The 4,712-nt window shown below is 33.5% G+C and carries 2 protein-coding genes; one reads left to right on the top strand and one right to left on the bottom strand.

Going from position 1 to position 4,712, the window contains the following annotated elements; genetic code table 11:
• Positions 1 to 4,154, bottom strand: a 4,154-nt coding sequence (locus RQ907_RS07695; protein ID WP_311492789.1) for a hypothetical protein, incomplete at its 3' end; no start/stop codon positions are given.
• Between the two features lie 268 nt (positions 4,155 to 4,422).
• On the opposite strand from RQ907_RS07695, the gene RQ907_RS07690 reads away from it, so the two are divergent.
• Positions 4,423 to 4,712, top strand: a 290-nt coding sequence (locus RQ907_RS07690; protein ID WP_311492788.1) for an ATP-binding cassette domain-containing protein, incomplete at its 3' end; no start/stop codon positions are given.

The raw sequence follows: 4,712 nt of genomic DNA, 5'->3' as shown, positions 1-4,712 counted from the left end.
CCAGTATAGCCTGTAACATTGTTACTTGGCTCTGTGTGAAGGCCATTTATATCAAACATTTCCTTCTTGATTAATTCTGGATGCTCTACAAAATAGTAGTTTGTTGGATAGTAGGCCTGCTTTTGACTATCACTTAGCTTATTGTAAAGAGCTTGAGATATTGCTTCTCCTGTGCTTTTATTTACATACCTGTCTGCCAATTCATTGTTATTTAACATATAATCATTGTTAGGATCCTCTCTATTTATACCTGGCTGTTCTGGCCAAGTTTTCCAAGCATTTCTCACATCTAAAGGCATAAATGGTGATTTACGTACTATTTCATCATCTACATCAAAGGTCACTCTTAGACCTATGACTCCAGAATTTTCTTTACCGCTGAGAGTATAAACATTTAGATTTGCAATATTGGCCTTGCCATTTATACCTGAAAATCCATTTGTAAAGCCTCTTTTAACGATGAAATTAGCTTTTTCTCCCATGATATCAGTATAATCACCCATGGTATTCTCATCGTAGATATTGCCAGCCCCAAACCAACTGTGTTTAGAAACCTGATATTGAGCATATATCTTATCATACTTGAGAGTAATTTCATCTTTTTTATTCTTATAATCAGAGCTTTCATGATCAGCAAACTTATTGTCTAGGTCGCTAACTTCCTTATCTTTTAACTCATTAATATAACTATAATAGCTGTCTAACAATTTACTAAAGTCAACACCCTTATAATCACTAAAAATAAAGTTCTTCTTTAATCGGTCTAAATTGCCGTTTTCTAAGTAAGCTGGTCTATCTGCTTCGGTTATGAAATTCTTTCCAGATTTTTTTTGATTTTCTATATCATTTAAAGCACGATTATACTCATCTGTCAATTTTTGAATGCTAGCTTCTTTTGTTATAGATGATTTCTTATAGACTTCTTCATCCAAAAATTCTAGACGTTCTTTATCCTTATTGTACTTTTTAGTTAATTCATCAATGCTTGAGATAAATTTACCTTCACCATCGCCCAGGCTCCATTCTTCGATACCTAGTTTTTGGTTTTTCTCGATAGCCTTAAATTCTGCAAAATATTGTAATATATCAGACGCTGTACCCTTATCTAGGTCATCAGGTAAACCCTTGGCTCTTAAATCTTCTTTGACCTTATTTATGATTGCCTTCTCATTTTCATTTAAAAATTTCTCGTAATTTTCATACTCGCGTATCATACTAGGCCTGTCAATGTCATTTTCAGTATTACCTATTAGCGTAAACTCAACATTTTTTACATTTTTTGGCATCACTATGTTATAATAAGCAGCTGAACTTCCATGATCAGATTGGTTAGCTCCCTTTAGACTAACCTGGTATTCATACCTCCAGCTTCCATCCTTGTTTTGCTTAACTTTACCTATAGGGGTAACATCTACACCACCATGGGATTTCGAAACATTAGAGCGTCCTGAAGAACCCATACCCATGCCTACTGGCCCGAAATTAACATTATCAGATAATAAATTTTTAGCTCCATTACCAGGGCCTTTTTGGCCTTCTATTAATCCATATTCTTTTAGTTTTTCTTGCGAAATCTCACCATTCTCATCATTAAAACGATCTACATAAACTCCTCTGTCTTCGTGGAGTTTATTTGCTGACTTTTCTAGCTTTAAGTCTTTAATGGCCATCAATTTATCTATGAACTTATCTTCATTAATCCTGGTGTTTACCCTATAGTCACCATAACGGCCATAACCATTGGCTATCTGTACTCCTACATCAGAAGAACTTGCCCCATTGGTCCTCATGTTTATATCTATAGTTTTACCGGTTAATGGATCATACATCTTTAGTATCTGATTTTCTGCAAATTCACCAAAGTCATAATAGTTTTTGCCAACCTTTAGGCCAATCTTGTTCCTATCACCTGTGTATTCACTTGGTGCCCCACCTGCATTGGCATAAAGACCGTTAATATCAAAGGCACCTGGCTTTATCAATTCAGGATGGTTGAAGATTGTCGAATAATCATCTGATTTAATTTTTCTAAAGGTATTTATTATAGATTTTTTTATTTCATCCCCTTTTTCATAGTGAGGTCCATAATAATTAAAATATGATATACTATCACTTATGTCATAACCAGGTCTATTGGAAGATCTATCTGGATTAGTACTTGTATTTTCATAGTTGAAAGCAGTTGGGTTTGTATTTGATAAGCCATTTAAAATCCTAGCTCCCAAAGGCATATTTGGAGATTTTGCTACCTGGGCTTGGTCAATTTCAAATTCAACTTCTAGGGTTATCGGTCCTCCCTTTTGAGGGTTGACAAGCCTAAAGTGTCTGTAGTGGACCTCAGGCTTAAATATATCCTTATCTTTGGTCCTATCATAATCTGGTGCATATTTTTCTTCATTTATGGTGGCTATATCCCTATCAAATTCTACATTGCTATCAAATTCAATGAGCTTATTTTCTAGGACTTTTCTATTATTCAAGTCATTAAAATAAGGGATAGAAAAAGTATTTTCCTTATGCTTGTATTCTTCATTGTTCCAGACGCTTTCTTCTATAAAATCTGGATTGGGTTCTACTTCCGTTGGTTGAGTTTCAGGATTACCCTCACAGCCTGGTATAAATGGTGGACACCATCCTTCCTGAGGTTTTTTTTCAGGTTCTTTTATAGTTTTAGCATCTTTATCTAAAAGCTTCCTTAATTCAGGATCTTTTGTATTGGCAATCTTTAATTCAACATCAACATTTTTATTCTTATAGATATATGTGCCATCATCCTTCTTCTCATATTCTTGAAGGCTTGTTAAGGTGAACTTGAGATTTTTTGCCATGGTAGGGGCATAAATATCAAGACGGGTTGAAGAATATTTGTCATTTGATGTTATGGAATTAAAACTAAGCTGGTACTTGTACTTATAGGTACCTTTGTCAGTTTTTTCTGCATAGCCTATAGGAGATACGTCCACATAACCATTGTTTTCAGATTTAGATATCAAAGACTCATCGCTTTTATAATTTAGGCCAAAACGATAGACATATTCTACAATATTTTTCCTATCTTCCTCAGTCATATCTTTATTATTTTTAACTAGATATGAATTAACAAGGGCTGCTTGATAGGCCCTATCCACAAGCTTATCAAAGTGTTTTGCTCCTAATTGCTCCAACAAAGCGCTAGAATTTTCATTAAGAATCTTTTTTACCTTTTCAAGGTCTTCTTTCTTTTTAGCCTCATCTCCTTCATAATATTCATAAGAAACGCTGCCGTCTGGATTTGCTATTTTCTTTGCATAAGACCCACTGACTTTTACCGTCTTATCTCCACCCCTGTATTGGGTTGAATTATATAAAATATTTGTTTGATCTGACTGATAATTTTTTATATAATCAGAACCAGACCCAATTATATTTTCTACCACTGGACTTTCACTATTATCATAATTATCGCTGAGTCTGTAGAGTTTATGGTCTGCTAGATCTTCTGCAAAAAGCTCTTTAGTTCTACTACTCTTATAAAACTTAAATCCCTTGGTAGATAAAAATGTCTTCCCACCTACTTCTGTCTTATAAAAATTGGATTTTTCACCATCTTGTAAGCCAAGATGGTTTATTTCCTTAAGCTTTGGAATCCATTCTTGAATTTTTGAAAATTGGGAAGCATTTTCCTTGTATTTGGCAAATTCTTTGTCAATTTCTTCTTTGCTTAATTCTTCTCCCTTTTTAAACTCGTACTTATCCGTACTTTCATTTTTGATAGGATGGTCTTGGTAATTTTTGTTGTGGTTTTCATCCTCATTTGGCAATTCTTTTATTACTAGCTTTTTATCCTTATTTTCTTTTTTAGGATCCTTAGCTTGGGAAGTTTGACCAGGTTCTGTTTTTTGATTGGTATCGTTTCCTTTATTGGTATCATTCTGCTCACCAGACTTATTTTTATCTTCAGTGGTTGATGTAGGATTATTTGTTAAAACTGTGTTGCTGGCAGGGGCAGCTTGATTATTTTTGCTATTTTCTCCTACTTGATTTTGACTAGGCTCAGAAATAGTGGCTTGGGTTTGGCCATTATTTTCAGAAGCATAAGAGCTTTGTACATGCCATACCAGGGTCAAACCCAAAGCTCCAGGCACTAGAAAATATTTTATGAATTTTTTATTCATCTATAAAAACCTCACATATTTTATAAATATTTTATATCCTATTTCATATTTCTATTTAATCTGTTAACGATTCATAAGGCTAATGAAATAAAAATCATATTTATTTTATCTTCAATTTCGGCTTATTTCAAGGTATTTTAATAAAATTTTATAATATCTTAATAAAAATCCTGCCAAATTATTAAAATAAATTGCCTTTTTACATTGTAGAGATTTTTCAACAGTGCTATAATTATGATAAGGATTATCAGTGTTATAAGGAGGCCTTATGATAAAAATTAAAAATCTGTGCAAAAGTTACGGTCAAGGTCAGGCTAAAATTGAGGTTTTAAAAAATATTGACCTTGAAATAGAAGACGGGAAAATTATCTGTATTTTAGGACCATCTGGGTCTGGCAAGTCGACCCTCCTTAATATAATAGGTGGTATTGAAACAATTGACTCAGGCCAAATTTTTGTTGGCGAGGAAATCCTTGCCAGCATGAGTAAAAAAGATTTAGAAACCTACAGGAGAAATAAGTTAGCTTTTGTTTTTCAATTTTATAACCTAATTACCGA

The organism is uncultured Anaerococcus sp. (assembly GCF_963510575.1).
Classification (GTDB): Bacteria; Bacillota; Clostridia; order Tissierellales; family Peptoniphilaceae; genus Anaerococcus.
Note: the sequence above shows the minus strand (reverse complement) of the source record. Positions and strands in the feature narration are given on the sequence as shown.